Genomic DNA, 26,086 nt, shown 5'->3' on the forward strand with positions numbered 1-26,086 from the left:
GAATACACCGCTGAAACGCTGAAATCTATTGGCACGATTACTCGGCTGCCCGCAGGTGATCGTGCTGTACAGGTCGCGCGGCGGTGCCGATCCACAGGTCCAGGAAGCTGTCGAGCCATTTGCGCACCGAAGGGTCATAGACGAACCGTCCGGCAAAATGGTCGCGGCGCTGCTGGGCGCCGGGAAGCTCCATGCGCGGCGCACCCTTGGTGGTCCAGCGGACCATCATCTGGTGGGTGAGCTCGGGATGGAACTGGATGCCATAGGCAGCCGGGCCGACCCGGATCGCCTGGTTGGCATAGGTCGGGCTTGTCGCCAGCAGGTCAGCCCCCGACGGCAGGTCGAAACCTTCCCGGTGCCATTGATAGACCTTCTGCGGCCAGTCCATCAGGGCCTTGCCCGCTTCGGTCGGGCGCAAGGGGTAATAGCCGATCTCGACCAGGCTGTCGTGGTGGCCGGTGACCGCGCCGCCCATCTGCTTGACCAGCATCTGGGCACCCAGGCAAATGCCGAGGAAGGGTTTGCGTTCCGCCAGCGGAACACCGATCCAGTCGATTTCCTTGTGAACGAACGCTTCCGGGTCGTTGGCGCTCATGGGGCCGCCGAAAATGACCGCGCCGGCATGTCCGTTCATTGTTTCGGGCAAAGAGTCCCCGAAGCGCGGCTTGCGGATATCGAGCGCGAAACCGCGCTTTACCAGTTCCTGCCCCACCCGTCCGGGCGAGGAATGCTCCTGGTGCAGGATAACCAGGATCTTGGGGCGGTTTTTGACAGGATCAGGCTGGAAAAGCATGGGCTTAATATGAGGGAGGTTGCTTCGAAAATCGAGTCCCGCCGCCCTGTTTCCCTGCATAAATAGCCGACGGCGTGCCGCGCAGGCGGGCAATCAGTCCAGCTCACCCTCTTCCGGCGCGGTCTGGGCGACCTTGTGGCGGAGGGTCATCCGGTCACGGGTCGACACGCCGAGCAATTCGGCAACCCGCCAGATCGTGTTGTCCTCGAATTCGTGGACATGACCGTCCGCATAGACGATTTCCCACATCATTTCGACGATGGCCAGGCGCTCGGTCTCGTCGGTGGTGCGCTTGAGCACCGAGGTGAAACCATAAAGATCGACGGCTTCCTCGTCGCGTTGCTTGGCCGCGGCGATCAGCTCGGTGGTTTCCTTGTCGGTCAGCTCATAGTGTTTCTGCAGGATCTCGCGCAGCTTCACGCTTTCGCTTTGTTCGATGACACCATCAATGTCGATCAGGTGGAACAACAGGGCCGCGGCGGCAAGACGCTTGTCGTCCTCTGCGAAGGTCTTTTCTCCACTGTCACCGAAGGTCAGTTCCCGAACAAAGCTTTTCAGCGCGTTGAGCATCATTACCGTTCCCGTTTCCCGGCCACCGATCCGGCCAGTTGTTATTGCTATCTCATTCTGTCTTTAGCATCAAAGAGTTGATGCCGGCTTTAAGATTTTGAGATGGTGTTAAAATCCGGCATCTAACAGTCAACTTTTTGGAATCGTTCTAAACTATTGATTTTTTTCAATTAAAAACTTGACTTTCAACCTCATGAAATGGTTTTACCGACTCGCTTTCGGCACATTTGCTGCCGCTCGAATTTCAGAAAACAGGCATGACGGCCACGATCGGCACGTGCCGCCCCTCGGTTAAGGGAACGAAGCCATGAACTCAGTCAGACTCGGCCTTCTGGCCGCCACCGCCCTTTTTGTCACGCCAGTCCTGGCCGCTGCCCCGGCGGATGTGGTCACGACCTATGGTGACATCGCACAGGCAAAATACGCGGATTCCCTTGAAACGGCCAAGACACTGCAGGCGGCAGTCGACAAGCTCGTTGCCGAGCCGACCGAAGCCAACCTGGCTGCCGCGCGGGCGGCCTGGATCGCGGCGCGCAATCCCTACCAGCAAACCGAAGCCTACCGCTTTGGCAATGCCATCGTCGATGACTGGGAAGGCAAGGTAAATGCCTGGCCGCTGGACGAAGGCCTGATCGACTATGTCGACGTGTCCTACGGTGAAGAGTCCGAGGAAAATGACTTCTACGTCGCCAATGTCATTGCCAATCCGACCCTGAAGGTCGGCGGCGAAACCATCGATGCCACCGAGATCACCGCTGAACTGCTCGCCGATACGCTGCAGGAGGCCGGTGAAGTCGAGGCCAATGTCGCGACCGGCTACCACGCCATCGAATTCCTGCTGTGGGGCCAGGACCTCAACGGCACCGATGCCGGAGCAGGCAATCGTCCGGCCAGCGATTTCGACCCGGCCAATTGCACCGGCGGCAATTGCGAGCGCCGTATCCAGTACCTTCGGGCGGCGACCGACCTGCTGATCTCCGATCTTGAGGAAATGGCTGCAGCCTGGGCTCCGGGCGGCGCGGCGCGCGAGGAGCTGTCCGGCAAGGGCGAGGCCGGCGGGCTTGCCACGATCCTGACCGGCATGGGCTCGCTCTCCTATGGCGAACTGGCCGGTGAGCGCATGAAGCTCGGCCTGATGCTGCACGACCCGGAAGAAGAGCATGACTGCTTCTCCGACAACACGCACATGTCGCATTACAACGACGTCGTCGGCATCCGGAACGTCTATTTCGGTGAATACAAGAGCCCGCTCGGCAACGATGTCTCCGGTGCCTCTCTCGCCGACATGGTCGCGGAAAAGGATCCGGCGCTTGCCGAGGAGATGAAGGCCAAGCTCGATGCCACCCTGGCGGCATTCGAGGCGATGAAGGCGCGTGCCGAAGCCGGCGAAGCCTATGACCAGATGCTTGGCGAAGACAATGAAGAAGGCAACGCGGTCGTCCAGGCTGCCGTCGATGCTCTTGTCGACCAGACCGCGTCGATCGAACGCGTTGTGAAAGCGCTCGAGCTGGACGAGATTGCCTTCGAAGGTTCCGACAGCCTCGACAATCCGGGCTCTGTCTTCGAATAAGACGATTTTCCTGTGGGCGGTTCAGGCCGCCCGCCGGTTTGCCGCGAATTGGGGCTCGCGGAACATTGCAGGGATGCGAGGAATGAAACTGGTCCCCGGTTCGGGCGCCATGACAGGCGTCATTTTGAGTATCGGCCTTGGTCTGGCGCCAGTATTGGCGGACGAGGTCCTGCCGCACCGCGATGACCTCACCCGGGAGGACAGGGCAAAGGCGGCCCGGGTCCTTCAGGCGCCGGACGATTTCGACGCGGCGGAACCGTTCGAGCAGATGCAGGGCGGGGCGGGGACGTCGCGCAAGCGTCTCAACCGGGATGCCTTCTCGCATGCCAATGCCAACCTGACCTTCGAGGAACAGCACACGTTCAAGGTCGGCAACGGCCTTTTCAAGAAACTCTGGGCGTCCTCACCCTCCTCGACGCAGGCTTCCGACGGCCTCGGTCCGCTCTACAATGCCCGCTCCTGCCAGGGGTGCCACCTGAAGGACGGCCGCGGCCGGCCGCCACGCGAAGGCGACGAAGCGGTCTCCCTGTTCCTGCGCCTTTCCATTCCGCCGCAATCGGAAGACCAGCGCCAGGCGCTTGCCGCAAAGACAATCCTCTCCGTGCCCGAGCCGACCTATGGCGGCCAGTTCCAGGCATTCGCCGTGCCGGGTCTCGCCGGCGAGGGGCGGTTCGACATCGGGACGGAAGAGATCGAGGTGCCGCTCAACGGCGGCGAGACGGCGGTGCTGCAGAAGCCGGTCTACAACCTCAGGCACCTCGGCTTCGGCGACATGCATCCCGACACGATGATCTCCCCCCGGGTGGCGCCACCGATGATCGGTCTCGGCCTCGTCCAGGCAATTCATGCCGGGGATCTCGAGGCGCTCGCCGATCCGGACGATCTGGACGGAGACGGCATTTCCGGAAAGGTCAGCCGGGTGCGGGATCCGAAGACGGGCGTGCTCGTGCAAGGGCGGTTCGGATGGAAGGCGTCGACCCCGACCATCCGGGCGCAGACGGCGGGTGCCTTTTCCGGCGATATCGGTATCTCGACGCCGGAAAAGCCCGACAATTTCGGCGACTGCACCGAGAAGCAGGCAGCCTGTCGCGCCTTGCCCCATGGTGAGCAGGAGCGTCTCGGGCCCACCGAAGCCCCGGACCCGGTCATGGATCTCGTGACCTTCTATTCGGAAAATCTGGCAGTGCCGATGCGCCGCGATGTCGACGATCGGCACGTGCTGAAGGGCAAGAAAGTCTTCCATGAGGCCGGCTGCCCGGCCTGTCATCAGCCGAAATTCGTCACCAGCCGCAACGCAGACAATCCGGCGCACCGGTTCCAGCTCATCTGGCCTTATTCCGATTTTCTACTCCACGACATGGGGCCGGGTCTGGCCGATGACCGCCCGGTGGGCGATGCCACAGGCCGCGAATGGCGCACCCCGCCGCTCTGGGGCATCGGCCTGACCAGTACCGTCAACAACCATACCCGTTTCCTGCATGACGGCAGGGCACGGAACCTTCTGGAGGCGGTTTTGTGGCATGATGGCGAAGCGAAACGAGCGCGGGACACCGTGGTGGCGCTGTCACCCGGGGACCGCCGGTCCCTCATCCGATTTCTGGAGTCGTTGTAATGCGCAGACTGATCCTTGCCTTGCTGACAGCCCTTGTGGCCCAGCCGGTGGCGGCAACGGAATTTAATCCCCAGATCGAGGGGATGGTCAGCGGCTATATCCGGCCGGTCACGGCCCGTTTCGCCGAGACGGCAGGCGCTCTGCCTGTAGCGGTGGCAGCGCTCTGCGAGACGCCCAACGACCGATCGGCGGAAAGGTTCGCGGCCGCCTTCGCCGACACGGTAGAGGCCTTCTCCGAGGTTCACTTTCTGCGCTTCGGGCCACTTCTGGACGAGGACCGTCTCAGCCGCCTTGCGTTCTTGCCGGATCCGCGCGGCATCACCCAACGTCAGCTGCGCAAGGTTCTTGCGGCAAGGAACAAGGAGGTTCATTCCGCCGCGGATCTTGCGGACAAGAGCGTGGCCGTCCAGGGCCTGACCGCCCTTGAACTGATCGCCTTCAGCAAGACCGGCGAAGTAATGCTTGGGGACGACCCGTTCAAATGCGGTTATGCCCTTGCGATCGCGGAAAACGTCGCGGCCATTGCCGGCGCGGTTGCCGACGGCTGGGCGGATCCGGACGGGTACAGTGCGGTCCTCCTCATGCCGGGGCCGGACAATGACCGGTTTCATACGTCCAAGGAAGCGCTTGAAAACCTGTTCAACAGCCTGGTGACCGGGCTGATCATCGCGCGTGACCAGGATGTGTTGCCCGCGCTCGGGGGATCGAAGGAAAAAGCCAAGGCGCACCGGTTCCCCTTTTCCCGCTCCGCCAACAGCGTGACCTTCATTTCCGGGGAACTGGAGGGTATCCGGCAGGCCCTGGCGAGCCTTGGTCTGGAAGCGCTGACACCGGAAGATTTCACCTGGATCTTCGGCGGGCTCGCATTCGAATTCAAAAATGCACAGTCCCTGCTGGATGAGCTGGAACCGCCGCTGCGCCAGACCCTCGAACAAGACAGTGCCTACGAAAAGGTCGAGGTGCTTGCGATCACGCTGAAATCCATCCGCGACACCATGGCCCTGGAACTGGCCGGTGCGCTCGATCTGGCGGGAGGCTTCAATGCGCTCGACGGGGACTAGACCAGGCGTGCTGTCGCGTCGCGGTTTCCTGGCCGCGCTCGGCAGCCTGGCGGCCTCCCAGGTCTTTCCGGGAACACCCTTGGCCGAAAGCCTTGTCAGCCGCGAGGCAGCCGACGGCGTGCCCTTGTTCGCAAGCGCCTACAAGCTGGCGAACGGCGACTTTGGTGTCGGGATTGTCGACGATCTCGGCCAGATCCTCGCGCGGGTCTCCCTGCCGGGCCGTGGGCACGGCATCGCCGTGTCGCCGGACGGAACCCGGCTGGTGGCCTTTGCCCGGCGCCCGGGAACCTTCGCGGTGGTCGTCCGACCGTTCGAGGAAGCCGAACCGCAGGTCCTGACGGCGGACTCGGGCCGGCACTACTATGGCCATGGCTGTTTTTCCGCGGACGGGCGCCTGCTCTATGCCGTCGAGAACGACTTTGACAAGGCCCGGGGTGTCGTCGGGGTCTATGACATGAGCGGCCGCGGCATCCGCAAGCTCGGCGAGCTGGAGACAGGCGGCATCGGGCCGCATGACCTGCGGCTGGCACCCGACGGGACCACGCTGATCGTTGCAAATGGCGGCATTGAAACCCACCCGGACCGGGCGCGCGAAAAGCTCAACCTTTCCACGATGGCGCCGTCGGTCGTTTTCCTGGACCTGGAGAACGGGGACCTTCTGGCCGAGCACCGGCTGAACAAGGGTCTGCATCAGCTGTCGCTGCGCCACATGGCGCTGGATGCCGGCGGACGGGCCTGGGTCGGGGGGCAGTTCGAAGGACCGGAAAGCGAAACACCGCCGCTGGTCGGTGTGTTCTCCCGCGATGCGGCCCCCGTCCTGACCGAAATACCCGGCAGGGTCGCCGCAGGACTGCAGAACTACATCGGTTCTGTCACGGCCAATGCCCGCGGGGACGTCATCGCCACGTCGGCGCCACGCGGGGGGCAGACCCTGTTCTGGAAGGCGGCAACGGGCGAATTCCTCGGCGCCCAGGCCATTGCGGACGGCTGCGGTGTCGCTCCGATCGACCAGGGCAGCTTCCTGATTTCCGACGGCAACGGCGCGTTGTCGCTTGTGACGGATCCGGAAGAACCGGCCGAAATACTCGCGCGGCCTCCCGGAATTTCCTGGGACAACCACATGTTTGCCCTGACCTGAAGGGCTGAGCGTCGCGCGCAGCACCGGTCAAAAACCGGCGGGTTCCAGCTTTGGCCAAAATCGGCGGGCACTCTGGTTCGGGACGTTCCGCCCCAATTGGTCTACATTGGGGCCGATTCGCGACGGGGAGACCTTTATAATGCGTCGGCTTTTGATCGGACTGGGCAGTCTGCTGTTCATGCTGGTGACCATCATCCTGGTGGTGCCGCTGTTCCTGCCCAAGGACGAAATCAAGCGGCAGGTTGTCGAACAGGTGGACGCGCGCCTCGGCTGGCGGCTGCGCTTGGACGGACCGGTATCCCTGTCTCTGTTCCCCGGTTTTTCGCTCACGGCTGAAAAGGTCGGCATGGCCGGCGAGGCGGGCGCGGACGGCATCGAGTTCGCCAAGGCGGAGCGCGTCGAATTCGGCCTGGCCTGGGCCGGGCTGATCTCCGGCAACATCAAGGTCACCGGCATTTCGCTCGACCAGCCGGACATCTATCTCGAAATCGGTCCCAACGGCACAACCAGCTGGGAACCGCGCCGGGACCTGCCGATCGAGACAGGTTCGACCTCCGGGGAAACCGCCCCGGCTGGCGGCGCACCGTCGGCAGAGGAGCCGCAAACAGCCGGCAACGGGCAGGCGCCTGCCTCTCCCTCGCAAGGTTACCTGAAGAGCATCGGCGTCGACCGGCTTCAGATCTCCGGCGGCACCGTGACCTGGAAGGACCAGTCGACGGAACAGCCGGTCAGGATCAGCAATCTCGACTTGACCCTGAACGCACCCGACCTGTCCGGCGAAGTTTCCCTGGACAGCAGTTTTACCCTGCAGGACATTCCGCTCGGCGTTTCAGGGTCGCTGACGAACCCGCTCGGACTGGCGGGTGGGGAACAGGCGCCGGTCAATCTGACGGTTTCCTCGGGGGAGACTTCGCTCAAGATCCAGGGCGAAACGGGACTTCAGCCAATTCGGGCGGATCTGGCGCTGGAAGCGGCCGGCCCGTCGCTCCAGGCGCTGGCGGCGCTTGCCGGTCAGGACCTTGCGACCGACCCGGGCGCCTTCTCGCTGGATGCCAGGATTTCCGGCACGGAAGCCGCGATTTCCGTTGCCGATCTCAACCTCCTTCTCGGCCAGCTGTCGCTCGGCGGGGCGGCGGATGCGGACCTCTCCGGGCTGGTTCCGGAAATATCCGGCCGGCTGGTACTCAAAGACGGCTCAATCGCGGATCTGCTGCAACTGGCCGGACAGGCGCAACCCGCGAGCGGCAAGCTCAGTGCGGACCTGGCGTTCGAGACGGTCGGGCTCACGGGCGAGGAGCTTGTCGCCGGTCTCGACATCAACGGCTCGGTGCGTATCGCGGAAGGTGAAATCGGCGGCCTGGGACTTGCCTCGGCAGTCGGAGGCGATCCGGAGGCGGACCGTCTTACGGATCTGGCCCTGGACGTGAACCTCGAGGGCCTGGAAAACCCGATTGCCCTGAGTGGTTCGCTGGCCTGGCGCGGTGAAGCCTTCAGCCTGACGGGTGAGGCCGCGACCGCGCAGCTTCTGGCAGGTCAGGCCGCCCCTGTTTCGGTAACCGTGAAAAGCAACCGGCTGAGCGCCGGCTTCAACGGCCAGGCGTCGCGGACCGGCGCGCTTGACGGTGCCGTCAGCCTGGAAACGGCGGACCTGCGCGGCTTGATGGCCTGGCTGGGGCAGCCTCTGGGGAGCGGGGGCGGCCTGAAACGGTTCAAGGCCTCCGGCATATTCGGCATCAAGGATGACGCGGTTTCCTTCGAGGAAACCCGGTTCACGCTGGACGACACGTCCGGCGAAGCCAACGGCCGGATCGTGCTGGGAAGCAAGCCAGCGGTCACGGCGCGGCTCGATCTGCGCGAACTTGTGCTTGATCCCTATCTGGGCAAATCCACGAGCGGTGGCGGCGGTGGCGGAACGTCCTCGGGGACGCCGTCTTCCGGCGGTTCCGGCGGCGGCAATGGCGGCGGTGGAAGCGGCTGGAGCTCGGCGCCGATCGACTTTTCCGGCCTCAACGCGATCAACGCGGATTTCCAGCTGACGACCAGCGAAATCCGCTGGGACAAGATCAAGATCGACCAAAGTGCCCTGTCGGCGACCATCAAGAACGGGGTGCTGACGGCAAGTCTGGACAGGCTCTCGCTTTACGGCGGCTCCGGCTCCGGTGCCGTGACCCTGAACGGCGCGGAAACCGTGCCGGTGGTTGCCGCGAAATTTTCGCTCGAGAACCTCAATGCCCATCCGCTGTTGCGGGATGCCGCCGACTTCAGCTGGATCGAAGGCAAAGCCACGATCAATCTCGACGTCACCTCGAAAGGCGGCAGCGAACAGGCGCTGGTCCAGGCCCTGAACGGCACGGCGAATTACAATTTCATGGACGGTGCCATCCGGGGCATCAACATTCCGCAGATGGTGCGCGGCCTGTCGGTGGAAACCCTGCTCGGCTGGCAGGCCAATCCGTCGGCCAAGACCGACTTCAGTTCGCTCGGCGCGACGTTCCAGATCCAGAACGGCATTGCGACGACCTCGGACCTGTCGATGGTCGGGCCGCTCATTCGCATGTCCGGCAAGGGAACAACCGACCTGCCCGCGCAGCGCCTGTCCTGGCGCGTGGAACCCAGGATCGTGCCAACGCTCCAGGGGCAGGCACCGCAGCCGCGACGCAAGGGCGAGGACAAGAAACTCGCCGGGCTCGGGGTGCCGATCGTGGTCGAGGGCAGCTGGAACGACCCGCGCATCTATCCCGATATCAAGGGCATTCTGGAAAATCCGGAAGCGGCCTACAAGCAATTGCAACAGACCGGCGGCGAACTCATTTCCATTCTCCAGGGCAAGCAGGAACCGTCCCAGGAGCTGGTCGACCAGGCCAACAAGATCATCGAACAGGCCACCGGCGGCAACACACAGATCGACGTGGAGAAGGTCATCGAGGGCAAGGTCGATGACGAGGAAGTCCTCAAGGCCGTCGAGGAAGGCTTCGGGCTGCCGTCCGGTTTGCTGGGAAACGTGTTCGGCAAGAAGAAGAAGAACTGACGCGGATTTCGTCCACCGGGCAAGATTTTGAAACTTCGGTGTAATTCCTGTTGCAAGGAATCTATGCGTGTGGACGGTGTCAATGACTCTTTAGGTTCATTGCGCTTTCCCTGCGGGTTGCTACCCTTGAAAGATCGAGGCGAATCTTGCGAGGCAAGCATGTCCCGGTCAGACACAGAGCAATGCGGCCGCCTGATGCGTACCGCCTGTACCAATGTCATAGGGTTCTGGCAATTGCTGCAGGAGCCGGACATTCACAGGATCGATCATGTCAAGCGCCTGCAATACCGGGCCTACATGGTCGGCAGCGCCCTCCACCTGGCTGATCTCGTTGTCCGGCACGAGGATGCGCTCGTTCATCTCTGCAAGCGGGACCTTGAGCCCGGACTGGGCGGGGCCGCCCGCGCGTTCCGCAACATGGTGCACGCGTTCGACGGCGATTGGCAGGACACGCTCGACGCCCAGGCCCTGATCTTCAGTCAGCATGTCCTGGGTGTTTTTGCCCGATAGACGCGGAACACGTCACAGGCCGAGTGCCGTCACCATGGTGTCGACGGCCTGATCCACGGTGCCGGTGTTTTCGATGCGGACCAGATTGGCCACGGTGTCCGGCTCCAGATCCGCACGCAGCAAGCGCGCTTCGATCTCCTGACGGGTTTCGCGTCCGCGGGCCGCGAGGCGGTCGGCGAGCACCTTGACTGGCGCGGTGATCAGCAGAACGACGGCGTTTTGATATTTTGTCTCCGCCTGCTTCAAGACCCGCCTGGACCCGTTGGCGATGACCGTGACCCCGGATTCGACCAGGGCGTCATAGGATTTCGGAATGACATAGCCGAGATCATGGGCTTCCCAGGAAAGGGCGGTGTCGCCTGCTGCAACAAGAGCATCGAAGGCCTCGCGGCTGATGGTGTCGTGATCTTCGGCATCCGCATCGGCCGCGCGCGTGATTGCCCGGCGCGCGAAGACAACATCGTCCCGCCCCGACAGACGCTCTTTCAACGCCGCCATCAACGTGTCCTTGCCGGCCCCGCTCGGGCCGACGACCAGGACCATGCGGCCCGGGCCGAGCTTTTCCGCCGTCTCCTCCATCCCGTCAGGCAACCCGCTTGCCCTCACGCCAGACGCCGCGCACGACCGGGATGCTGCCGACCATCTTCACCTGGATCAGGTCGGCACGCCAGCCGGGCTCCAGGATGCCACGATCGTTGAGGCCGATGGCCCCGGCCGGGGTCGCGGTGACCATCGCAACTGCCTGTGGCAGGGAGATCGCCTCGATTTCGTCGGCGAGCTGGAACGCGGCCTGAAGCAGGGAAATCGGCACATAGTCGGAGGACAGCACGTCGAGATAGCCGGCTTCGGCGAGTTCACTGGCGGAGATGTTGCCGGAATGGGAGCCGCCGCGCACCACGTTGGGCGCACCCATCAGCACCGCCATGCCGGCCTCGTGCGACGCCTTGGCGGCTTCCAGCGTGGTCGGAAACTCGGCGATCTTCGTGTTCAGCGAAATGGCCTCGTCGACATGATCCGTCGTGGCATCGTCGTGGCTGGCGATGGCAATGCCGTTCCGCCGGGCGATCTCGGAGAGTTTCTTCCGGTTGTCGGGCGCAAGGCCGCTGGCCCGTTCCTGCCGTTTCTTGATGAAGTCCTCCATCTGCGCGTCGGAAAAACCCTTCTTGCCCTGGTAATAGACCTTGTAGGCGTCGAGCGAAACGAACTGGCGCTGGCCGGGCGTGTGGTCCATCAGGGAAATCAGGCGGATGCTGTCGTCGTCCTCGAACACCTTGAAGGCGTCGAGCACGTCCGGCGCGGACACCTCGCAGCGCAGGTGGATGAAATGATCGGCGCGCAGGCGGTTTTCGCGCTGGCCGGTCTCGATGGCGTCGGCCAGCAGGCGCATGTCCGGGTAGCGCAGATCCGCATCCTCATCCATGCCGACCCTGAGTGCGTCGAACACCGTGGTGATGCCGGAACACGCGATCTGGGCGTCATGGGCCTGGACGGCCGAGACCGGGTTCCAGCGCACCTTCGGGCGCGGCGCGTAGTGGGTTTCCAGGTGGTCGGTATGCAGCTCGATCAGGCCCGGCAGCAGGTAGTCGCCCTCGCAGTCATGGCCGTCGACGCCGGTCGGCGAACCGATGCCGGCAATCCGGCCGGTGTCGTCGACCGTCAGGGATCCGTCCAGGACCTCGTCCGCGAGGACGAGCGTGGCGTTCTTGAAAACCTTGGGATGCGTGCTCATACAGTTTCCTCACGGGAGAGACGTTCTGCGCGGACAAGGGCGTCCTGCGGGGAAGCGCTGCCGGTCAGTTCGAAAATCGTATGGACCGTGAACGGGGCTCCGCGTTCCGGTTCGGTGTAAAGCGCGACATGGCGGCAGGTGCGCTGCCTGCCCGTCACGGCGGCGAAGCGTGCCCTGGCGGCGTCGGCCAGGAGGGCCGCTTCGCCATCGTCCTCCAGCTTGTTGGAGAGCGTCATGTGGAAGCGGAATTCATCGAAGATGTAAGGGTAGCCCCACTGCCTTGTATAGGTATCGAGCTTGTCGCTGAGCCTGGCCTTGCGGCGCCGTTCCAGATCGGCTTCGGAAAGGGGCGCGCGGAACGGCTCGAACCGGCGCACGCACAGGGCCGCGAAGGCGCGCAGGGCCGGCTCTTCCGCATCCGGGGTCAGCGCCAGGAAGCGGCCGAGCCGGTTGACGGACAGGCCCGTGATCCCGTAGGGCGCGATTTCGCCCGCGAAGGTCTCGCAGGCTTCGACAAGCGCGGTTTCGCTCTGGCCGTCCGCCAGCGAAAACGGCGCCTTCAGCGTACCGTGGAAGCCGTAGCGGCGCGGGTCGGTGGTGAGCGCGTGAAACCGCTCCGCACTGAGGCCCGGCACCGGCTGTTGCGGCAGGTCCCTGCCGGAAAAGGTGTCCCGGCCAAGCCAGGCATTGCCGAGCTGCATCAGGGGATCATCGGCATCGGCGGCAAAATAGATCGCGTAGCGCATGGTCAGATTCGCAAATTTGATTGGTGGCCCAAGAGGACCTAGAGGCAGGCAGTGACTGTTCTGTGACAGATCCCGCCTGCCCGCAAGTTTTTCCTCTTCCGGGTTTCTCAGGCCGCCTCGGCGGCGAAGCCGGTGACGTCGATGATCCGGTCGGCAATCTGCTCGCGCACGTCCTGGTCGTGGAGAATGCCGACCATGGCGACGCCCTTTGCCTTTTTCTCCTCCACCAGCCGGACCACAACGGCCCGGTTGGCGGCATCGAGCGAGGCGGTCGGCTCGTCGAGGAGCAGGATCGGGTAATGGGCGATGAAGCCCCGGGCGATGTTCACCCGCTGCTGTTCGCCGCCCGAGAAAGTCGCCGGCGGCAGGGTCCAGAGCCTTTCCGGCACGTTCAGCCGGGAGAGCAGCGCGCGGGCGGTGTCGACGCCCTCTTGTTCGCTGGCGCCCTGCGCGATCAGCGGTTCGGCGACGACGTCCTCGGCGGAAACCCTTGGAATGGTGCGCAGGAACTGGCTGACATAGCCGATCGTGGCTTCGCGAAGGCTCAGCATCTTCCGCGGTTCGGCTCCGGCGATGTTGATGATCTCGTCTCCGGCGGTGACCAGGATCTGGCCCTCGTCGCAGCGGTAATTGCCGTAGATCATCTTCAGGATCGAGCTCTTGCCGGCGCCGGACGGGCCGCCGAGCACGACGCATTCGCCGGCATTGACCGAGAACTCGACCTTCTCGACCACGGGAATGGCGGTGCCGCCCTGCAGATGCATGGTGAAGGACTTGCCGACATTGTTGAGATAAAGGCGTACGGGCATATCTGGCATCCTTTACACCTGGAGAATGGAGGAAACGAGCAGCTGGGTGTAGGGCTCGCGCGGATCGTCGAGCACCTGGTCGGTCAGGCCGCTTTCAATGACATTGCCGTGGCGCATCACCATGATCCGGTGCGACAGCAGCCGGGCAACGGCGAGATCGTGGGTGACGATCACCACCGACAGGCCGAGATCGGCGACCAGCCGGCGCAGCAGGTCCAGGAGACGGGCCTGCACGGAGACGTCAAGCCCGCCGGTCGGTTCGTCCATGAACACCAGCCGGGGGCGGGTCACCAGGTTGCGGGCGATCTGCAGGCGCTGGCGCATGCCGCCGGAGAACGAGCGCGGGTCGTCGTCGATGCGGTCACTGTCGATTTCCACCCGGCCCAGCCAGTCGTCGGCGGTGGCGCGGATGTTGCCGTAATGGCGGTCGCCGACCGCCATCAGCCGCTCGCCGACATTGGCGCCGGCCGACACGTTCATGCGCAACCCGTCGGCAGCGTTCTGGTGCACGAAGCCCCAGTCGGTGCGCATCAGCAGGCGCCGCTCGGCCTCGGTCAGCTGGTAGAGATTGCGCATGGCGCCGTCGCGCATGCGGTACTCGATGGCGCCGGCGGTCGGCGCCAGGCGGGTCGACAGGCAGTTGAGCAGGGTCGTCTTGCCGGAGCCGCTCTCGCCGACAATCGCCAGCACTTCGCCGGGCCAGAGGTCGAAGGAGACGTCCGCGCAGCCGACCCGGTCGCCGTAGTAGCGGGTGACGTTGTGGACCTGCAGCAGCGGGTCCTCGGCGTGAAAGGCATTCATCGGGCTGTCTCCTCTGCCTTGGTGCCGTCGAACTGGTGGGCCGCCGGGCTGGCGGCCATGGGGCCGAGATGGCCGTCCGCGCGCCGTTCCTCGCAATGGTCGCTGTCGGAGCAGACGAACATGCGCCCGCCCTGGTCATCGAGAATGACCTCGTCGAGATAGACATTCTCGGCGCCGCACAGGCCGCAGGGCTTGTCGAATTTTTGCACCTCGAAGGGATAGTCCTCGAAGTCGAGGCTCTTGACCTTGGTATAGGGCGGAATGGCGTAGATGCGCTTCTCGCGGCCGGCGCCGTAAAGCTGCAGCGCGGCCATCTGGTCGATCTTCGGATTGTCGAATTTCGGCGTCGGCGACGGGTCCATCACGTAGCGGTCGTTGACCTTCACCGGATAGGCATAGGTGGTGGCGATGTGGCCGTTTTTGGCGATGTCCTCGTAAAGCTTCACATGCATCAGGCCGTAATCTTCCAGCGCGTGCATCTTGCGGGTCTCCGTCTCGCGCGGCTCCAAAAACCGCAGCGGCTCGGGGATCGGCACCTGGAACACCAGCACCTGGTCCTCGGTGAGGGTCTTTTCCGGGATGCGGTGGCGGGTCTGGATGACGGTGGCCTCGGACGTCTCATAGGTGGTGCGGATGCCGGCGGTCTTTTCGAAGAAACCGCGCAGGGAGACCGCGTTGGTGGTGTCGTCCGAGCCCTGGTCGATCATCTTCAGGCAATCGTCACGCCCAAGGATAGCCGCCGTGACCTGCACCCCGCCGGTGCCCCAGCCATAGGGCATCGGCATCTCGCGGGAGGCGAACGGCACCTGGTAGCCCGGGATGGCGATGCCCTTCAGGATCGCGCGGCGGATCATGCGCTTGGTCTGTTCGTCCAGATAGGCGAAATTGTATTCGCCCTGATCGAAAATCTGAGCCGTGTCGTTCATTCTGCGGCCTCCCGGGCTGCACGGCCCTCTTCCTTGTCGTTGTCTTCCTGGCGGCGTTTTTCGAACCACTCGTCCCGCATCTGGCGCACCAGGCCGAGCTCGGCCTGGAAGTCGACGTAATGCGGCAGTTTCAGGTGCTCGACGAAGCCGGTCGCCTGGATGTTGTCGGAATGGGACAGGACGAATTCGGTGTCCTGGGCCGGTGCGGTCTGTTCCTCGCCGAGCTCCTGCCAGCGCAGGGACCGGTCGACCATGGCCATGGACATGGCCTTGCGCTCGACCTGGCCGAAGACGAGGCCATAGCCGCGGGTGAAGGTCGGCGCGGTCTTGGCCGAGCCCTTGAACTGGTTGACCATCTGGCATTCGGTCACCTTGATGGTGCCGAGCGTGACGGCAAAGCCGAGTTCCTCGGCAAAGAACTCCACCTCGACTTCGCCGTAGCGGATCTCGCCGGCGAACGGATGCGTGCGGCCATAACCGCGCTGGGTGGAATAGGCGAGCGCCAGCAGGAAGCCCTCGTCGCCGCGGGCGAGGTTTTGAAGGCGCAAGTCCCGGTCGGCGGGAAAGGACAGCGGTTCGCGGGTCAGGTCGCCGACGGCCGCGTCCTCGTCGGTCACCGGATCCGGCTCCATCAGGCCTTCATCACCCAGAAGATCGGTGACGCGCGGCATGGCTGTGTCCTGCGGTTCGGCGGTCTCCACTTCAGGCTCTGCGCCGTCATCCTCCGCGGCCAGCGCGAAGTCGAGCAGCCGGTGGCTGTAGTCGAAAGTCGGGCCCAGAACCTGCCCGCCGGGCAGGTCCTTGTAGGTGGCCGACACGCGGCGCTCGACCAGCATGGCGCCGGTGTCGACGGGCCGGCTGTAGCCGAACCGCGGCAGCGTGGTGCGGTAGGCGCGCATCAGGAAGGCGGCCTCGATCAGGTCGCCCCTTGCCTGCTTGATGGCAAGCGCGGCGAGGCTCTCGTCATAGAGCGAGCCCTCGCCCATCACCCGGGCGACCGAGTGGCTGAGCTGTTCGGCGATCTGCTCCAGGGTGAGGGCCGGAACGGAGGTGTCGCCCCGGCGCCGCTTGGCGGTCAGCTTGTGGGCGTTGCGGATGGCCTTTTCGCCACCCTTGACGGCAACATACATGGGCTCAAGCCTCCTGAAGCGTGATGCGGGTGGAGCGGGGCAGGGCGGCGGCTTCGGCCGCGCCCGCAAACACCAGGTCGATGCCGCGCGGGAACTGGCGATTGTTGGCGATCACCTGGTCCCAGAAGACCGGCGGCACCGGACCGGTGCGGAACAGTTCGGTCTCCCGGATGCCCGGGCCTTCCAGCATCACCGCCGGGCCGGCGCTGAAGGTCTGGCCAGTGAGGATCGCCGTGGTCGAGCGGTCCGGATATTCCAATGAGCCCTGGTTGAAGCTTGCCAGCGGGATCATGCTGACCGGGGCGCTGACCAGCGCAAACGAAGCCTCGACCGGCTCGCTGACAATCGGCGCGCCGGTGTGAAACCTGAGGAACTGCTTGACGGCTTCGCAGCTCATCAGCGGCTTGTCGAGCCAGACGGGGGTGTCATAGTCGATGAGGGTCAGTGCCAGCGCGGCGGCAACGGGCGTCAGCGGCGCGGGCGGGGTCAACCCACCGGTCGGGATCACCTGGCGCGTGCCCGGCCGGGCCATGGCGTTCATCACCGCGCGGAAACAGCCTTGCGCGTCATGGACCGGGTCGGAGAACCCGGCGGCCAGCGGCGCCGCGCCGGTGTCGGCGATAGTTGCAAGCGTCATCAGTTGTCTCCCCGCACCATGGTGAAGAAGTTGACCTTGGTGGCCTCGGTCTCTTCGCGGATGGTGTCTTTCCCGGTGGTCTGGGTCTCGGCCAGCGGCGCGATGACGTCGGCCTCGATCCGGGCCTTCATGTCGGCGCGCTGCCACAGCGCGTCGATGACGGCCGATTGCAGCGCCTTCTGCTTGTTGCGGCCGAGGCTGTAGGCGCTGCCGGTCTCGCCGCTTTCCAGGCGGACGACGCAGCGGGTCACGGTCACTTCGCCGAGATTGAACGGGCTGCCGGTGCCACCCATGCGGCCGCGCACCATCACCAGGCCGGTTTCCGGCTGGCGCACCAAATCGAAGGCGGGCGGGCTGAGGGTTTCGAATTTTTCGGCAACGGCCTCGGGCGAGCTTGCCGCAAGCGTCGCCATCAGGGCTTTGCGGGCACCGTTGGTGTCGGTCGGATCGGAAGTGGTGGTGTCTGTCATGGATCGCGCCTTTTGGGTTGGGCGGTCATCTGGGAGAATGCGCAAGGGTCTAAACTTGATTTGTCTATTTGTCTAGACAAATAATCAGGTTGACTCTTTGGTACCGAAATTTGATGACGAGCGCATGACGACCAACACCACTCTCGACCGCAGCGCGGGGATTGCCGTCTGGCGGCAGATCATGGAAACGCTCAAGGCGGAAATCGTCAGCGGCGCGTTCGAAAAGGGCAGCCGCCTGCCGCCGGAATCCGAACTTGCCACCCGCTTCGGCGTCAACCGGCACACGGTACGCCGCGCCATTGCCGCGCTGACCTCGGAAGGGATCCTGCGGGCCGACCAGGGCCGCGGCACCTTCGTCGCCTCAGCCCCCTTGAGCTACCCGATCGGGCCGCGCACGCGGTTTTCGGAAATCGTCTCCGGCCAGGACCGGGCCCCCGACGGCCGCCTGATCGGCTCGGCGGTGGAAGAGGCCGACGCCCTCCTCGCCAACCAATTGTCTGTGCCGCTCGGCACGCTTCTGATCCGGGTGGAGTCGTTACGCGTCGCCGACGGCATCCCGATGATCGTCGCCACCAGCTGGTTCGAGCAGGCGCGCGTTCCCAATTTCGTCGCCGACTATGCCGACACCGGCTCGATCACCCAGGCGCTGAACCGCGCCGGCATCACCGACTATAACCGCAAGGAAACCCGCATCACCGCCGAACTGGTCGAGGCAAGAGACGCCCAGCAACTCGGGATATCCTTGGGCCAGCCGGTGATGGTCGTCGAAAGCGTCAACCTCGACACGGACGGCAAGCCGCTGCAATACACCCGCGGGCGGATCGCGGCGGACCGGATGCAGTTGGTGGTGAGTGGGTGAGGGGGGTTGGGAGGCGACCATCAGTTTGTGCGTGTCAGCTGACGGAAGTCGACAGTATGCATACCATGTAACGAGGCGTTCATGCTCGATGCCCTTGTCAACGCACGCCGAGCGTTGGCATATTCCAGTCTGAATTCGCGCTTGCAAAAGGTTGAGCGCAATCATGCAAGGGCCTGAACAACTTGCGGAGCGGAAAAATTTGCGAAGTGCTCCGAAGGCAGAACTGAGTTGATCCATTGATTGTTGGTGATGCTGATATAAGGAAGACGTCCAAGTGGAAATCATCAAGGGATCAGCTAGGAAACCGGTCTCAACGGAACGGCTCGTAGAAATCTTTGAAGACAATTTCTCTGATTTAGAGGGCGTCCTGTACGTCGGTTATCCGGTATTATCTTCCTCTGACGAGTCCGTCTCTATTGATGCACTATTGATTTCTAGAGACCATGGTGTTGTTGCTATCAACTTGGTCGAAGGAAAAGACGCGGAAGGTTATGGGGAACATCAAGACGATGTTGCCAGCCTTTTGGATGCAAAATTCATGCAACATAAGGTGCTGCGTAAGGGCCGAAAACTCTTGGCAGTACCGGCGACCCTGACTTACGCTCCACTGCTTGATCCCGCGGAAGACGAAGACGAACACCGATTGGTGAACGATACAGATATCGTTGAGGCGATCAGATCGATAGAGTGGGATGATCCTCAGTTGTATGAGGCCGTCCTTTCTATCATTCAGTCGATTTCCACTATTCGCAGAAACCGACGTCGTCGGACCAACGAGCGAGCGGACTCTCATGGCGCCGCTCTGCAAGCCCTAGAAGACTCGATTGCTAACTTGGATGCGCGGCAAAGTAAGGCAGTTATTGAGACAGTTGAGGGGGTTCAACGTATTAGAGGGCTCGCTGGATCAGGTAAGACAATTGTGCTCGCACTAAAGGCTGCTTATCTTCATTCGCAGAACCCTAATTGGAAAATCGCAGTAACATTCAACACGCGGTCTCTAAAAGAACAGTTCATGCGATTGATTGAGACTTTTGTCGTAGAACAAACAGGTGAGCAGCCAAACGAAAACATAAAAGTTATTAATGCTTGGGGGGCCCCGGGAGGCGCTAGTCGCACAGGTATTTACTACCAATTCTGTGTACAAAACGGAGCCACATATTTTGACTTCCAACAGGCTAAGGCAAAATACGGTTACGAAAAAGCTTTCGCTGGTGCTACCGCTGCTGCAATGTCCGAGGTGAAGTCGATTTCGCCGCTTTATGACGCAATCCTCATTGATGAAGCTCAAGACTTTGATCCAGCATTCTTGCAGTTGTGTTATCACTCGCTAAGTGCAGAAAAGCGGTTAGTTTACGCCTACGACGAATTGCAGTCGTTGACTGACGCCAGTCTGCCTGCACCTGAGGAGATTTTTGGTCTCGATAATCAAGGAAAACCCCTGGTAACATTCGATGGTACGGTAGCAAGCCAAGACATTATCCTGGACAAGTGTTACCGCAACTCCAGACCGGTGCTAGCATCTGCGCATGCTTTAGGCTTTGGCATCTATCGTGAACCGGATGAAAAACTGGGCACGGGACTAACCCAAATGTTTGATCGTGCAGAGCTTTGGACAGACGTTGGTTACGAAGTCCTCGACGGAGAACTAAAAGACGACAAGCGGGTGAAGCTGGGCCGAACAAAGTTGGCAAGTCCAGATTTTCTCGAAAACCCTGGCAAGGTCGAAGATTTAATAATTTTTGGTCATTTTCAGAATGCGAATGAGCAGGCGCACTGGATCGCCGACCAGATCGTTAAGAATATTTCGAACGATGAACTCCGCCCAGAAGACATAATCGTCATCAACCCCGACCCAATAAGCACAGCTAAGCAGGTCGGACCAATAAGGAAAATCCTGTTCGACAGAGGGATTCCTTCGCATCTCGCGGGGGTCGATACATCGGGAGATGTTTTCTTTAAGCCAGATGAGGGCTCTGTCGCCTTCACTGGAATATTCCGTGCCAAAGGCAACGAAGCGGGGATGGTTTATGTCATTAATGCTCAGGATTGCTATAGTTCATTCGGCGAAATCGGAAAAGTCAGAAACAGACTCTTTACCGCTATGACCCGAAGCAAAGCTTGGGTTCGTGTAATAGGACACGGCCCAAAAATGGAAGCACTCACTGCGGAGTACAACGAGATACTGCGCAATGATTATTGTCTAGACTTCGTATATCCGAACGAGCGACTAAGAGCGCGACTGCGTGTCGTAAATCGCGACATGTCAGCTGAAGAGAAGCAAAATGTGAAGTCTGCAAAGCAAAAAATGTCAACTCTAGTTCAACAGCTTGCTGCTGGTGATGTGCAGTTGGACGACCTGCCCGAGAAAGATCTTGAAACACTTCGCGAACTTCTAGGCAAGCATTGATGGCTGACATAAACTCAATAGCCTCAGAAATCCGAGATTTGACCGCCAAAATGATAGAAGTCGGATTATGTGTTGAACCGAACTTTCCAAGGCAAGCCAGCTACGCTTCTGACGATGGCGCTGTTGATGAGGTTTCGATCGCTGGATTGGAAGAGGTGTCGGTCGCGCTTCGCAATAGGCCATATGCAGAAACATATGAAGTCATTAGAGAAAAAAGGGCGTTCAATATGCGTCTCATCGATGGCGCACTGGTTCAGCTTCGGTATCGATTTAGAGGGGGGGAACTTCTCAAGCACGTGCTATCGTTCTATCCATCACCAGATTTACTGGAGTACCAAAATGATCCTGAAGTCTATGAAACCGACATTCTTTTTGCTGAAGTTGTAATGAAAGACATTGTTACTACTCCAATTAGATTCGATTTTGATCTTGCGGCATTCGAAGATTATGTGCATCCAGCTTCACATTTTACTGTGGGGCAGTACAGGAATTGCCGAATACCCGTTATCGGTGCATTGACGCCTCATAGATTTCTGAATTTTGTGCTCAGAGCATTTTACAATACTCCCTACCATGAGTTGTGCTCAGATTGGAGAAGGGTAGCTCAAGATTTTCCAATTACCGCTACAAAGCGTGAACGTTGCGACTTACACTGGAGCTTTTTTAACGAGTAAAAGTAGAAAACATTTTGAGTTTTATTAAAAACGGTACGGTCAATTCTATTTTACTCAAAACTCGCCACGAGTGTCCGTGTATTGTCGCCAAAAGCCCCGCACCTGACGCGCAACGACAGACTGCAATCGGGACCTTGTAGCGCACCGAAAAATGTCAATTTAGGCACCTAAAGCAGCCCTTCATCTCGAACGCACCCCGCTCTACTGCCCCCTCCCCTGGGCCTCACCCCCCACGCACATCCCAGCACAATTACCAACAACACCACGGCACCACCACCAACGCACTCCCCGCAGCGACGAGCGCCGTGACGCCGGCGCAGGTGATGGAGGCGGCGGCTTCGGCGAAGGTGGAAGCCTTGGAGGCGACCTGGCGGCGGCGGAAGGTGGTGCGGCTAGCCCGGGTGCGGAACCGGAGCTGAGTCAGGATCGCGCAGGCCCCGAGATCATAGCGCCGGGGCAGTGCGGCCCACAACGGCAACAGCTGCTTTTGCAAAGACGGCCGAGACCGCCCCTCAAGCGGCCTTCTGCGTTTTGAGGTCCGCCAGGACCCCGGCGGCGAGTTCGAAGGAGCGGAGCCTGGCGGCGTGATCGTGGATCATGCCGGTGACCATCAGTTCGTCCGGCCGGTGGCGCTCGATCAGCTCCTTCAGCCGGTCCCGGACCGTTGCAGGCGACCCGGTCGCCGAACACGACAGGGCATGATCGACCTGTGACAGCACCGGCGCCGGAATTTCGGCCTCGATAGCGTTGGTCGGGCGGGGCAGCTTGCCGGGATTGCCGGAGCGCAGGCGGGCAAAGGCGAGGCGCTGGGAGGAGCGCAGGAAGTCCGCCTCCTCGTCGGTGTCCGCGACGCAGACACCGGCCGCCATCATGGCATGGGGCTCGGCCAGAAAAGCGGAGGGTTTGAAACCGGACCGGTAGATGGCGAGCGCTTCGGCCAGCATGTCCGGCGCGAAATGGGATGCGAAGGCATAGGGCAGGCCCAGAAAGGCCGCCAGTTGCGCGCCGTAGAGGCTGGACCCGAGGATCCAGACCGGGACCTGCGTTCCCTCGCCCGGAACCGCGCGCACCCTTGCGCCGTCCCGTGCCGGGCCGAGATAGGCGATCAGGTCCGCGACATCCTGGGGGAAGCCGTCCTCGGGGGCCATGTGACGGCGCAGCGCCCGGGCGGTTTCCATGTCGGTTCCCGGCGCGCGGCCAAGCCCGAGATCGATCCGGCCGGGATAAAGCGTTGCCAGCGTCCCGAATTGTTCGGCGACCACGAGCGGGGCGTGGTTCGGCAGCATGATGCCGCCGGCGCCGACGCGCAGGGTCGAGGTTGCCCCGGCGACATGGCCGATGACGACGGCGGTCGCGGCGCTGGCGATGCCGGGCATGTTGTGGTGTTCGGCGAGCCAGAAGCGGTGATAGCCGGCCTTCTCCGCCGTCCTGGCGAGGTCGACCGTATTGGCAAGCGCCTCGGCGGCCGTGCCGCCTTCCGGCACCGGCGACAGGTCGAGCAGCGAAAAATGTTGCATGGCGTCCTCCGGACCATTTGCGCCCCGCTCCCCGCAAGGTAGGGCAATCGCATTTGACAGACGACCCGTCCGCAGTCGCCAGTTTACCTCTCCCGCCGGGAGAGGTCGGACCGAAGGTCCGGGTGAGGGGACAGACCTCTTCGGTCTTCACAGGCATTTGTTCCCTCACCCCACCCCTCTCCCACCGGGAGAGGGAGCCAGGCACTGCCAAATGCGATTGCCCTGCCCCGCAAGGGCGGAGAGGGGTGCAAGCGGCCTATCTGTTTCATGTCCGGCACGACGTCTCGGCAGTCTGCTGAAAACACGGTCGTTCAAACCGGACACTATCAGGCCCGTACCCTTGCCGGTTCACCTATTCATCGGCAATCGGCGATGCAAGTCCTGCGGCGCGTTTTTTAAGGATGCGCGGCGGCCGGCGGCGCGTCGCCGGTCCGGGCGCATCTTCGGGGGTGCCGGGCGCACGGGAGGGCCGCAAGACACAACGGCAGACCGGCGGCTGTGGGCCGGTTCGACAGGCGGGGCAGGAGTCCCGGATGCAGGAATGCTGTCGTTTTTTCAATATCTTGCGGCTACTGTCGCGCCTGTCTCCGGAGGGCTGGAGGCGTGCCCCTGGCTGCCGGTTTCCGGTCCTGCCGCACCCTTGTCCGGATTACGGAGGCTTTACAAAGGCCGCAAATGGCGTCACCATATGCGTGTATTGAAAATGATATGACACTTATTGATTGATTGCGGCGTTGGCCGCGGGACTGGCACTCCGGATCCTTTTTCAACCGGGATGCCAGCTTCAAGACTACAGCGATGGAACCAGGTTTGGCCGCCGATTTCAGGATCGGCCGGATCGGGCGTTCAACCGGTCACGGAGGAATGTTTTCCGATCCGGCGCACCTTGCGTCCGTCTGACGGCGGGCCGGGTGCCGGAAAATGTATTTTTTTAGCGATGACACATCCGGCGCTCCACGGTTTTGCGTTCGAGCGTCCGGTGATCCGGCCAACAGTGAAGGGGTGACCCCAGCCGGTCTCTCGGTCGAATTTATTTTGAAGACCCGGTGCGCGCACAGCGTGACCGGGGCCGAGTGACGGCAATTCGGGGTCACTCCTGAAAAAGCACTGGCAACAGCACTGGCAAGAGCAATCGCAATCCGGCCGGCCGGGCGCCTCGACGGGTGTTCCGGCGACGGGGAGCGCTTGCCCGGACGCAGGAATTTGACTGCAGATTGGAGATATTTCAGTGGCTATCGATTTATATGGAAAATGGCGGCTTGAGGTCGTCAAGGCGATCCACAACTGGGAAAACCGGTATGTGATCGACGGAGCGTCTTCCGGAGGAGGAACCTTCGACGGTGTCGTCGGCCCGGCGAAAGTCGTCGACGGCGTTCACTGGAAATTGCGCGCGGAATACCGCGAAAACGCGGGCGAGCCGTGGAAGGAATCGGACATGGTGATCGACGCGGCGCCCGACCGCATCGACATCAGGGCGACCATCGGCGCGGAAGACCCGCTGCCGCAGCCCGACTTCGAGGACATCGAATGGGACGCGCGCTGGCAGGGCGACACGCTGTTCGAGATCCCGGTCCGGCCGTTTGCCGTCCGGATCCTGGATCTCGGCCAGATGCCCGACGGCATCTTCGAGACGGCGATCGGCGTCTATTACATGGGCGTCAGGGTCGAGAACCACTGGGGGCTCGCCTTCGGGCCCGACCACGTGCTCGACATCACGCCGCAGAGCCGGGCGCAGCTCGCCGCGCGCGGCATCGACGTGATCGGCAGCTTCACCCAGCAGGAACTCGACATGCTCGGCCAGAAGCTGTCGGGAACCGGCATCAGCCTGGAAGGGCTGGAGCCGGACCGGTCCAGGGTGTTCTATTTCAAGATCGACGTGCGTGAGGCCGCGCCGCGCAAGCACGAGGTCACCTTTTCCGTCACCAACCGGGCCGGCATGGCCGATCCCGGCGATCCCCGCCGCTTCCAGACCAAGCAGATCTTCGTGTCATCGTCCTATATCGACGAGACCACGGGGCAGATCGTTTCAGAGGTGCAGGAAGGCGAAATCCGCGTGCAGCTGCGCGAGGTCGCCATCGATCGGATCACGGCCAAGAAACGGCGCAGGCGCCTGGACGGCTCCGACGGCAAGGGCGGCGGCGACAAGCCGGGCCGGCGCGGCCGGCGCCGCAACCCGGGGGTAAAAGAGCTGCGGCGCGCGCTCGACGCGCTGCTGAAGGGCAAGGATATCGACCCCTGCCTGATCCAGAAACTGCTGACCTGCTACTGCAATTGCCGCGATCTGCCGGGCTTCCCGGGCGGTGGCGGCGGGTACGATCCGTCCGACCCCTGGGGCGGCGGCCGCGACCCGCGGTTCCCGGGCGACGGCAAATGGCAGTATCCGCCGTTTCTCGCCTTCCCGACCAGGTTCGACTACACGGTGACGCCGACGGATCCCTTCGAAGGCCAGTACGGGCCGCTGCCCTATGACGACCCCTGGTGGAAGGTGCTGCTGATCATCATCGCCGTGATCCTCCTGGTCGCGGGCATGATCGCGGAAGCCGCCGACATCGCCTACCAGGACGAGGACAATGTCATCGGCACCCTGGGAGCGTTCCAGCAGGACGACATCGACGCGGCGCTGTGCGTGATCGACACGGACCGGGCCCTGGCGATGAACACCGTTCTCGATGCGCAGTCGGACGAGGATTTCCTCAATCCGCTGACGGCGCTGAACGGCATGGTCACCGCCGTGACCGGAAACGTGCTGACGGCCGCGGAGGTCGCCAACCTGCTCGCGCTGCCCTTTGACGATCCGCAGCGCAAGGTGTTCAAATCCGGGGCGACCTCCGGCTTCACCCACGGCATCATGACCGCCTTGTCGCCGGTCGGGCACCCGGCGGCCAGCTGGAGCATCGACCAGCTGCAGATCACCCGGGATCCCGCGTTCGACGAGCCGACAAGCCAGCCGGGCGATTCCGGCTCGGTCTGGATCCATACGGATACTTTGCGCCCGGTGGGCCTGAACCACTCAGGTTCCGCCGACGGCTCGGGGGACAACGCCACCGCCTCGCTGCTTGAGGACGTCCAGCGTATCCTCAACATCACCATCTGACGGAG

The 26,086-nt window shown here is 62.5% G+C and carries 22 protein-coding genes; 10 read left to right on the forward strand and 12 right to left on the reverse strand.

Translation table 11 applies throughout. The annotated features are described in order from the left end of the window. Positions 1-37 precede the first annotated feature (37 nt). Positions 38-793 (reverse strand): glutamine amidotransferase, encoded by a 756-nt coding sequence (locus tag O6760_RS09000; protein WP_269585046.1) that lies wholly within the window; start codon positions 791-793, stop codon positions 38-40. Positions 794-886: 93 nt separating this feature from the next. Beyond that, entirely contained in the window at positions 887-1,363 is a 477-nt protein-coding gene (locus tag O6760_RS09005; protein ID WP_269586239.1) for a tellurite resistance TerB family protein, read from the reverse strand. 307 nt (positions 1,364-1,670) lie between these two features. Between O6760_RS09005 and O6760_RS09010 the strand changes: the two genes are divergently transcribed. From O6760_RS09010 to O6760_RS09035, 6 genes are all read left to right on the forward strand, one after another. Further along, complete coding sequence (locus tag O6760_RS09010; RefSeq protein ID WP_269585047.1) at positions 1,671-2,933, forward strand: imelysin family protein; 1,263 nt, start codon at positions 1,671-1,673, stop codon at positions 2,931-2,933. Positions 2,934-3,015: 82 nt separating this feature from the next. After that, a complete protein-coding gene (locus O6760_RS09015; protein ID WP_269585048.1) occupies positions 3,016-4,545 on the forward strand; it encodes a di-heme oxidoreductase family protein in 1,530 nt (509 codons plus the stop codon). After that, on the forward strand, positions 4,545-5,606 hold the full coding sequence (locus O6760_RS09020) for an imelysin family protein (RefSeq protein ID WP_269585049.1): 1,062 nt from the start codon (positions 4,545-4,547) through the stop codon (positions 5,604-5,606). The genes O6760_RS09015 and O6760_RS09020 overlap by 1 nt, the downstream gene beginning before the upstream one ends. Beyond that, entirely contained in the window at positions 5,587-6,744 is a 1,158-nt protein-coding gene (locus tag O6760_RS09025) for a DUF1513 domain-containing protein (protein ID WP_269585050.1), read from the forward strand. Before O6760_RS09020 ends, O6760_RS09025 begins: the two co-directional genes overlap by 20 nt. 139 nt (positions 6,745-6,883) lie before the next feature. Then, positions 6,884-9,772, forward strand: coding sequence for an AsmA family protein (locus O6760_RS09030; protein WP_269585051.1), 2,889 nt, complete (start codon positions 6,884-6,886; stop codon positions 9,770-9,772). Between the two features lie 159 nt (positions 9,773-9,931). Beyond that, on the forward strand, positions 9,932-10,282 hold the full coding sequence (locus O6760_RS09035; protein WP_269585052.1) for a hypothetical protein: 351 nt from the start codon (positions 9,932-9,934) through the stop codon (positions 10,280-10,282). A gap of 12 nt (positions 10,283-10,294) precedes the next feature. Here the strand turns inward: O6760_RS09035 and phnN are convergent, their stop codons facing one another. From phnN to phnG, 9 genes are all read right to left on the reverse strand, one after another. Beyond that, entirely contained in the window at positions 10,295-10,873 is a 579-nt protein-coding gene (gene phnN / locus O6760_RS09040; RefSeq protein WP_332306219.1) for a phosphonate metabolism protein/1,5-bisphosphokinase (PRPP-forming) PhnN, read from the reverse strand. Further along, complete coding sequence (locus tag O6760_RS09045; protein WP_269585053.1) at positions 10,866-12,011, reverse strand: alpha-D-ribose 1-methylphosphonate 5-triphosphate diphosphatase; 1,146 nt, start codon at positions 12,009-12,011, stop codon at positions 10,866-10,868. Before O6760_RS09045 ends, phnN begins: the two co-directional genes overlap by 8 nt. Then, positions 12,008-12,757 (reverse strand): DUF1045 domain-containing protein, encoded by a 750-nt coding sequence (locus tag O6760_RS09050; protein ID WP_269585054.1) that lies wholly within the window; start codon positions 12,755-12,757, stop codon positions 12,008-12,010. The genes O6760_RS09045 and O6760_RS09050 overlap by 4 nt, the downstream gene beginning before the upstream one ends. Before the next feature lie 107 nt (positions 12,758-12,864). Continuing rightward, positions 12,865-13,566, reverse strand: coding sequence for a phosphonate C-P lyase system protein PhnL (gene phnL, locus O6760_RS09055; RefSeq protein WP_269585055.1), 702 nt, complete (start codon positions 13,564-13,566; stop codon positions 12,865-12,867). Positions 13,567-13,578: 12 nt separating this feature from the next. Then, positions 13,579-14,367, reverse strand: a complete 789-nt coding sequence (gene phnK, locus O6760_RS09060; RefSeq protein WP_269585056.1) for a phosphonate C-P lyase system protein PhnK — start codon at positions 14,365-14,367, stop codon at positions 13,579-13,581. Then, on the reverse strand, positions 14,364-15,293 hold the full coding sequence (locus tag O6760_RS09065; protein ID WP_269585057.1) for an alpha-D-ribose 1-methylphosphonate 5-phosphate C-P-lyase PhnJ: 930 nt from the start codon (positions 15,291-15,293) through the stop codon (positions 14,364-14,366). Before O6760_RS09065 ends, phnK begins: the two co-directional genes overlap by 4 nt. Next, entirely contained in the window at positions 15,290-16,423 is a 1,134-nt protein-coding gene (locus O6760_RS09070) for a carbon-phosphorus lyase complex subunit PhnI (protein WP_269585058.1), read from the reverse strand. Before O6760_RS09070 ends, O6760_RS09065 begins: the two co-directional genes overlap by 4 nt. A 4-nt stretch (positions 16,424-16,427) precedes the next feature. Then, positions 16,428-17,060 carry a phosphonate C-P lyase system protein PhnH gene (gene phnH / locus O6760_RS09075; protein WP_269585059.1) on the reverse strand — a complete coding sequence of 211 codons (633 nt, stop codon included), beginning with the start codon at positions 17,058-17,060 and terminating at the stop codon, positions 16,428-16,430. Continuing rightward, positions 17,060-17,530, reverse strand: coding sequence for a phosphonate C-P lyase system protein PhnG (gene phnG / locus O6760_RS09080; RefSeq protein ID WP_269585060.1), 471 nt, complete (start codon positions 17,528-17,530; stop codon positions 17,060-17,062). The genes phnH and phnG overlap by 1 nt, the downstream gene beginning before the upstream one ends. A gap of 124 nt (positions 17,531-17,654) precedes the next feature. On the opposite strand from phnG, the gene phnF reads away from it, so the two are divergent. The 3 genes from phnF (at position 17,655) to O6760_RS09095 (ending at position 21,470) form a co-directional block, all read left to right on the forward strand. Further along, complete coding sequence (phnF, locus tag O6760_RS09085; RefSeq protein WP_269585061.1) at positions 17,655-18,389, forward strand: phosphonate metabolism transcriptional regulator PhnF; 735 nt, start codon at positions 17,655-17,657, stop codon at positions 18,387-18,389. Between the two features lie 274 nt (positions 18,390-18,663). Next, a complete protein-coding gene (locus O6760_RS09090; RefSeq protein ID WP_269585062.1) occupies positions 18,664-20,796 on the forward strand; it encodes a DEAD/DEAH box helicase in 2,133 nt (710 codons plus the stop codon). Further along, on the forward strand, positions 20,796-21,470 hold the full coding sequence (locus O6760_RS09095) for a DUF2290 domain-containing protein (RefSeq protein WP_269585063.1): 675 nt from the start codon (positions 20,796-20,798) through the stop codon (positions 21,468-21,470). The genes O6760_RS09090 and O6760_RS09095 overlap by 1 nt, the downstream gene beginning before the upstream one ends. A 512-nt stretch (positions 21,471-21,982) precedes the next feature. On the opposite strand, the gene O6760_RS09100 is transcribed toward O6760_RS09095, so the two are convergent. Further along, complete coding sequence (locus O6760_RS09100) at positions 21,983-22,987, reverse strand: LLM class flavin-dependent oxidoreductase (RefSeq protein WP_269585064.1); 1,005 nt, start codon at positions 22,985-22,987, stop codon at positions 21,983-21,985. Between the two features lie 1,228 nt (positions 22,988-24,215). Here O6760_RS09100 and O6760_RS09105 point away from each other — a divergent pair. Next, complete coding sequence (locus O6760_RS09105; protein WP_269585065.1) at positions 24,216-26,081, forward strand: hypothetical protein; 1,866 nt, start codon at positions 24,216-24,218, stop codon at positions 26,079-26,081. The last annotated feature ends 5 nt before the right edge of the window (positions 26,082-26,086 follow it).

This window comes from Roseibium sp. Sym1, assembly GCF_027359675.1.
Lineage (GTDB): Bacteria > Pseudomonadota > Alphaproteobacteria > Rhizobiales > Stappiaceae > Roseibium.